Annotated in this window: 6 protein-coding genes; 5 read left to right on the forward strand and 1 reads right to left on the reverse strand. The window is 69.0% G+C overall.

The genetic code is table 11. The annotated features are described in order from the left end of the window. A partial coding sequence (locus SM757_RS34290; RefSeq protein ID WP_322468758.1) for an efflux transporter outer membrane subunit occupies positions 1-1,245 on the forward strand: 1,245 nt, incomplete at its 5' end. Between the two features lie 605 nt (positions 1,246-1,850). On the opposite strand, the gene SM757_RS34295 is transcribed toward SM757_RS34290, so the two are convergent. After that, entirely contained in the window at positions 1,851-2,819 is a 969-nt protein-coding gene (locus tag SM757_RS34295) for a LysR substrate-binding domain-containing protein (protein ID WP_322468759.1), read from the reverse strand. Positions 2,820-2,966: 147 nt separating this feature from the next. Here SM757_RS34295 and SM757_RS34300 point away from each other — a divergent pair, with 147 nt between their 5' ends. The 4 genes from SM757_RS34300 to SM757_RS34315 form a co-directional block, all read left to right on the forward strand. After that, entirely contained in the window at positions 2,967-3,977 is a 1,011-nt protein-coding gene (locus SM757_RS34300) for a TRAP transporter substrate-binding protein (protein WP_322468760.1), read from the forward strand. Positions 3,978-4,086: 109 nt separating this feature from the next. Further along, on the forward strand, positions 4,087-5,337 hold the full coding sequence (locus SM757_RS34305; protein ID WP_322468761.1) for a fumarylacetoacetate hydrolase family protein: 1,251 nt from the start codon (positions 4,087-4,089) through the stop codon (positions 5,335-5,337). Positions 5,338-5,488: 151 nt separating this feature from the next. After that, positions 5,489-6,895, forward strand: coding sequence for an FAD-binding oxidoreductase (locus SM757_RS34310; RefSeq protein WP_322468762.1), 1,407 nt, complete (start codon positions 5,489-5,491; stop codon positions 6,893-6,895). A gap of 279 nt (positions 6,896-7,174) precedes the next feature. Continuing rightward, the coding region (locus SM757_RS34315; RefSeq protein WP_407655828.1) for an electron transfer flavoprotein subunit beta/FixA family protein at positions 7,175-7,363 on the forward strand (189 nt) is incomplete at its 3' end.

The raw sequence follows: 7,363 nt of genomic DNA on the forward strand, positions 1-7,363 counted from the left end.
GCCCAGGACTGGTGGCGCAGCTTCGGCAGCGCCGAGCTCGACGCCCTGGTGGAACAGGCCCGCCGGCACAGCCTGGACGTGGCCGCCGCCGCCGCCCGCGTGCGCCAGGCCGAGGCCGTGGCCCGCCAGGCCGGCGCGGCGCTGGTGCCCGTGGTGGCCGCCAGCCTGCAGTCCAGCCGCGAGGGCCGCGCCGGCGGCCACGCGGCGGTGGCGGGCAACCACCACGGGGCGCAGCTCTGGGCCAGCTACGAGGTGGACTTCTGGGGCCGCAACCGCGCGGCGCGCGAGGCGGCACGCGCGGACTGGCAGGCCAGCACCTTCGACCGCGACACCGTGCAGCTCACGGTGGCGGCCGGCGTGGCCAGCACCTGGCTGCTGGCCGTGGCCCTGCACGAGCGCGGCGCCATTGCCGAGAGCAACCTGGGCAGTGCCGAAAGGCTGCTGCATTGGATGGAGGCGCGTTCGCGTGCCGGGGCCGCCACGGCGCTGGAGCTTGCGCAGCAGCGAGGGCTGGTGGCCAGCCAGTGCCGTGCCGTGGCCGCGCTGCGGCAGCAGGCCGGCGAGGCCCGCGCGGCGCTGGCGCTGCTGCTTGGGCAGCCGGCCCCCGCGCTGGCGGTCGGCCCGGCAACCTGGGCCGGCGTGCAGGAGCCCCGCGTGGGCGCCGGGTGGCCCACGCGGCGGCTGGTGCAGCGCCCCGATATCGCGCGTGCCGAGGCGCAACTGGCTGCCGCCGACGCCCAGGTGGCCGTGGCCCGCGCGGCCATGCTGCCCAGCCTGACGCTCACCGCCGGCCTCGGCACGGGAGGCGAGCGGCTGTCGCGGCTGCTGGACAACCCGCTGTACTCGCTGGCGGCGGGGCTGGCGGCGCCGGTCTTCGACGCCGGCCGCCTGGCCGCCGGCACGGACCTGGCCCGGGCCCGGCGCGAGGAGCTCCTGGCCGGCTACCGCCAGCACATCGTGGCGGCCTTCGCGGACGTGGAAGTGGCGCTCGATGCCGCGGCACGCCTGGCCGAGCAGAGCGCCGCACAGGACCAGGAGCTGCAGCAGGCCCAGCGCGCGCTGGCGCTGGCCGAAAGCCGCTACCGCGCGGGTGCCGAGACGCTGCTCACCCTGCTCGATGCGCAGCGCACGCTGTACGCGGCGCAGGACATGGCCGTGCAACTGCGGCTGGCGCGGCTGCAGGCCAGCGTGTCGCTGTACCGGGCATTCGGCGGAGGATGGAGTCCGTCAGTTACCACTTATTGACAAGCCACGGTCGTTGCGCGTTCCCCTGACTTGTACACGACTATGTTGTGGTCACAACGGAACGAGCGGACCCGCACACGACAGCTGCTGTGCCAAGTCTGGCGCTGGCTGCCGGGCCGAGAAGTGGTGATGGTGGGAGACTCAAGCTTCTCGGTACTGGAATTCCTTGCGGCCTTGGCTGCGCGCATGAGTGGCATCACCCAGCTGCGTCTGGATACACGGCTGTTTGCGCCGCCCCCACCGTGCAAGCCTGGCCGACCAGTGTGCGATATGGCAGCACCCGGGTATGCCTGTTGTTCCTATCCGCTGGGTACTCATCCGTGACCCGCAACGCTGCTTCGATCCAACGCGTTGGTGCGCAATGGCAGCCTTGCGGTCCGCCAAGCCGTCTGGTACCGCAAGCAGATCCCAACCTTCAGCGATGCACTGGCTACCGTACGTGGTCACTGGTGGCGCCACTGCGCTGATTTCTCAATGTCCCGTTGCGAGCGCGACATCATAAAAGTGCCGCGTACTGTATTCCGCCGCCTGCACGAGGCGGCCTGCTGCGCGGCGTGATGGCCAAAGTCGAGCTGAGTGCCTGCGAGGAGCTGGCTTGATGGAGCTCACTTGTCCATGTCGAAGCGTCGTGCCTGCTCGCGCAGCACCTGGATGAAGGCCTGCGCCGCGGGGCTGGGTGTCTCGTCCCGGCGCGTCACCACCCCGTAGTCGGGCATGCGCACCGGCAGGTCGGTGGAAATGCGGGCCAGCAAGCCTTTGCTCACGTACTTGTCAGCCAACGCGGTGGGCACCAGCGTGAGCATGTTGGTGCTCTGCATCAGTTCCATCGAGAACAGGAACGAGGGCGTCAGTACCACGCCCGCGGTGGGCAACAGGCCGGCGCGGGTGAAGATGTCGTCCGACACCTTGCGGATGGCGGTGCCCGGTGGGTAGAGAATCCAGGGCCAGTTGGCCAGCTCGCGTGCCTCCACCGACTGTTCCAGGCGCAACGGATGGTGAGGGCCGCCCACCACATGCAGGCGCTCGTCCATCAATCGCTCGTAATGGAACTGGACGGATTGATCGGGGTCGGTCAGCCGGCCCAGCATCACGTCGATCTTGCGTTTGGCCAGCCACTGAGCCAACTGGTTGCTGCTTTGCTCCAAGATCAGCAGCACAAGCAGCGGGCGCTGGCGCTGCATCTCGGCCACCGCAGCGGGCAGCAGGTTGCCGCTGGAGCCGGAGATAGCGCCTACCGTCAGGTAGCCATGGCCGCCTGCACGCAGGGCATTGAACTCCTCCACGAACTTGCGCTGGCCGCCCAGCACGTCGCTGGCGTAGCGCAGCGTGAACAGGCCCAGCTCATTGGGCCTTACCCCGCGCGAGAGGCGCTCGAACAACCGGCTGCCCAGGATCTCTTCAATGTCGGCCAGCACCTTGGTGGCGGCAGGCTGGGTGATGTGCATCCGTTCCGCCGCCAGCCGCAAGTTGCGGGTCTGGCCCAGGGCGTCCAGAAACTGCAAATGGCGGAAGCGAAGGCGGGCGCAGGCATGCGCCAGGTTCAAGGGTTTACCCGAGTCCGAAGAAAAGGTCATAACCAATTGGAATGGGTTGAGGCAAAAGAGTGAGTGGACCTTACCCGCAGCGGAACCTAACATTTCTTCGCGCTGCTCCCTACATCTGCCGGGAACGACTGGGCCAGAGAGCTCGTCCTTAGGGTCATCGCCATCCAGGAGACATAAATGAAAATGAAAGCCTTGGCCCTTGTGGCCTCCATGCTGGCCGTGCTGTCGGCACCCGTCAGCGCCCAGATCAGCGAGCGCACTTTCAAGGTCGGCATCGGCTTGAGCGAGGACCACCCGCAAGGCCTGGCCGTCAAGTACTTCGGCGAGCAGTTGGTCGCCAAGAGCGGCGGCAAGCTCAAGGCCAAGCTGTTCGCCAGCGGTGCGCTGGGCAACGACGTGACCATGACCGCAGCCCTGCGCGGCGGCACCCAGGAGATGACCATCCCCGAGGTTTCCACGCTGATGTCGATGGTCAGGAACTTCGGCGCCATCAGCATGCCGCTGACCTTCAACAACGAGCAGGAGGCCGACGCGGTGCTGGATGGCCACTTCGGCCAGTCGCTGATGGGCAAGCTGCCCGAGAAGGGCCTGGTGGGCCTGGGCTACTGGGAAAACGGCTTCCGCCACATCACCAACAACCGCCGCCCGATCACCAAGGCCGAAGACCTGGCTGGCCTGAAGATGCGCGTCATCCAGAGCCCGCTGTACCTGGACACCTTCGCCGCGCTGGGCGCCAACGCCATGCCCATGCCCTTCACCGAGCTCTACTCCGCCATGGAGCAGGGCGCCGTGGACGGCCAGGAGAACCCGCTGGGCCTCATCCTGGCCAGCAAGTTCTACGAGGTGCAGAAGCACCTGGTGATGTCGCGCCACATCTACAGCACCTGGGTGCTGCTGATGAGCAAGAAGACCTGGGACAGCCTGAGCGCCCAGGAACAGAAGATCGTGCAGGAGGCCGCCCGCGAAGCCACGCTCTACGAGCGCAAGACCATCCGTGCCTTCAACGAGAAGGCGCTGGGCGACTTGAAGAAGGCCGGCATGCAGGTGACCGAGCTTCCCGCCGCCGAGCACGCCAAGCTGCGCGCCAAGCTGCAGCCCGTGATCGCCAAGTACGCCAAGGAGTTCGGCGAGGACAGCGTCTCCGAGATCCAGGCGGAGCTGGCCAAGGCCCGCGCCAGCAGCAAGTAACCCCCGCCCGCCACAAGGCACCACCCTGGTTGCGGCCGCCACCAAGTGCCGCGCCGAGGCGGCCTGCCCAACGCCTTTACCAAGACCTCTTCCGACCCAGGACCCTCTCATGAGCCAGATTGCAGCGGCCCCCGCCGGGGCCGAGGCGGGCGCCAGCCTGTCCACGTCGTCCATTCTCCCGGCCGACGGCCTCATCGGCACCCTGGTGGGCCGGGTGAACCTGCCGGCCAGTGCCGGCCACCCGGGCGGCCCCGCCGTGGTGGCGCTGCGCGCCGAAGGCGAGCGCGGCGGCGTGTTCGACCTGAGCGCCACCGTCCCCACGATGAGCGCGTTGCTCGACATGGCCGAGCCCGCCACCGCTGCCCGCACCATCGCCGGCACCCGCCTGTGCAGCGTGGACGCGCTGCTGTCCAACACCCTCGCCGCGCTGAACGGCGGCCAGGCCGACGCCGCGCTGCCGCGGCTGCTGGCGCCGTGCGACCTGCAGGTGGTCAAGGCCTGCGGCGTCACCTTCGCCACCAGCCTGATCGAGCGCGTGATCGAGGAGCAAGCCCGCGGCGACGCCAGCCGCGCCCAGGGCCTGCGCGCCCAGGTGACCGCACTGATCGGCGAGCGGCTGTCCGACATCCGCCCGGGCTCCCGGCAGGCCATGGCGCTCAAGGCGCTGTTGCAGGAGAAGGGGCTGTGGTCCCAGTACCTGGAGGTAGGCATCGGCAAGGACGCCGAGGTCTTCACCAAGGCGCCGGTGCTGGCCTCGGTGGGTTGCGGGCAGGACATCGGCATCCGCTCGGACTCCGCCTGGAACAACCCCGAGCCGGAGGTGGTGCTGGCGGTGAACAGCCGTGGCGGGATCGTGGGCGCCGCGCTGGGCAACGACGTGAACCTGCGCGACATCGAGGGCCGCAGCGCGCTGCTGCTGGGCAAGGCCAAGGACAACAACGCCTCCTGTGCCATCGGTCCCTTCATCCGGCTGTTCGACGCCAGCTTCACCCTGGACCACGTGCGCCAGGAAACGGTGAACCTGCGCGTGGACGGGCCGGACGGCTTCGTGCTCAAGGGCATCAACACCATGGCCAGCATCAGCCGCGACCCGACCGACCTGGTGGCCCAGACCCTGGCCGCGCACCAGTACCCGGACGGCTTCATGCTCTTCCTGGGCACCTTGTTCGCGCCCATTGAAGACCGCGGCCAGCCCGGCGGCGGCTTCACCCACCACTTGGGCGACCGGGTGAGCATCCAGAGCCAATGGCTGGGCGGCCTGCACAACCGGGTCACGCTGTCCGAGCAGGCCACGCCCTGGACTTTCGGCCTGCGTGCGTTCATGGCCAACCTGGCCGCGCGCGGCCTGCTGGGCACCTGAGCCTGGCTTGCCGGGGCTTCCAGGCCCCTGCATGAATCCACCAGCCTGAGGCCGATCGTGACGCGGTGCCCTTGGCGGCGCCGCGGCGCCCCGAGCCCCGGCGTTCCTGAATGGCGCCCTGCCGCCGGCAAGACTTGACCAGAGAACTCCCATGTCCGCTCCTGACACTTCCGCCCTGATCGCCGCGCTGCTGGACGCGCTGGGCCCCACCGCCGTGCTGGCCGGCGCCGACGCGCCGGCGCGCAACCACAACGACTGCAGCGGCCTGCCGCCCGCGCCGCCGCTGGCGGTGGTGCGCCCGGCCGACACCGCCGGTGTGGCCACCACGCTGCGCCTGTGCAGCCAGCATGGCGTGGCCGTGGTGCCCCAGGGCGGACTCACCGGCCTGTGCGGTGCCGCGCGCACCGCGGGCGGCGAGATCGCCCTTTCGCTGGAGCGGCTGCAGGGCATCGAGGAGATCGACCCCGCCGCCGCCACCATGACCGTGCGTGCCGGCACCCCGCTGGAGACGGTGCAGCAAGCGGCGGCCGATGCCGGCTTCTTTTGCCCGCTGGACCTGGGCGCGCGCGGCAGTTGCAGCATCGGCGGCAACCTGGCCACCAATGCCGGCGGCAACCGCGTGATCCGCTACGGCATGGCCCGCGAGATGGTGCTGGGCCTTGAGGTGGTGCTGGCCAATGGCACCGTCGTCACCAGCCTGAACAAGATGATCAAGAACAACGCGGGCTTCGACCTGAAGCACTTGTTCATCGGCAGCGAGGGCACGCTGGGCGTGATCACCCGCGCGGTGCTGCGCCTGTCGCCCAAGCCGGCCTCCAGCCAGGTGGCGCTGTGCGCCGTGAACAGCTATGCCGACGTGCTGACGCTGCTGGCCTCCGCACGCCAGCACCTGGGCCCGCAGCTCTCTGCCTTCGAGGTCATGTGGCCGGAGTTCTGGGAATTTGCCAATACCCACGCGCCGCAGGCCCGCAACCCCTTCGCTGACGACCCCGCCGTCTATGGTGCCCATGTGCTGGTGGAGGCCCTGGGCACCGACGAGACGCAGGACGCCGAGCGCTTCGAGGCCTGGCTGGGCCAACTGCTGGAAGAGGGCGTGGTGCCCAACGCGGCGCTGGCGCGGTCATTGTCCGACGCCAAGGCCTTCTGGGCGCTGCGAGACGCCTCGGGCGAGTTCCATCCCTTGTGGCCCGGCCACCTGGCCTATGACGTGGGCCTGCCGGTGGCGCGCATGGAGGACTACGTGATCCGTTGCCGAGCTGCGCTGGCCGAGGCCTATCCGGGCATCGACAGCTTCTACTACGGCCACATTGGCGACGGCAACCTGCACATCATCGCCCACCTGCCCGGCGCGCCCAAGCAGCCCAAAGACGGCGTGAACGCCGTCGTCTATGGGCTGGTGCGCGAGTTCGGCGGCACGGTGTCGGCCGAGCATGGCATCGGCACCCTCAAGCGCGAATGGCTGGGCCATGCCCGCTCGCCTGAGGAGATCGGCCTGATGCGCCTGCTCAAGAACGCCGTCGACCCGCAGGGCCTGCTCAATCCCGGCAAGGTGCTCTGAGCGACGGCTGGGCCCTCCAGCAGTGCAAGTGTGACCCATGCTGTGCGGGAGCAAGCGGGCCACGCCGCCGAGCCCGCCTGCCTCCACAACCGCCGGCACGGACAGCCATCGGCGGCGCCGTGACGAGGGGGCGGGGCCGAATGCCGCGCTCCGTGTGGCGGGCTCTTCGCTGGTGGCAGCCATCATGGGCGGATGGCCCCTGGCGTAGATGACCACTCATCTATCCCCGTCGTCGAAGAGTGGTGCCTTTTCCCTGTTCATTGACCGAGTGAGTTGCAAATGAAGATTTTCGTGCCCGTGAAGCGGGTGGTGGACTACAACGTGAAGGTGCGGGTGAAGTCCGACGGGACGGGCATGGACCTCGCCGGCGTCAAGATGAGCATGAACCCCTTCGACGAAATCGCCGTCGAAGAGGCCGTGCGCCTGAAGGAAAAGGGCGTCGCCACGGAAATCATCGCCGTCTCCTGC

Source organism: Azohydromonas lata (genome assembly GCF_034427735.1).
Taxonomy (GTDB): domain Bacteria; phylum Pseudomonadota; class Gammaproteobacteria; order Burkholderiales; family Burkholderiaceae_C; genus Azohydromonas; species Azohydromonas lata.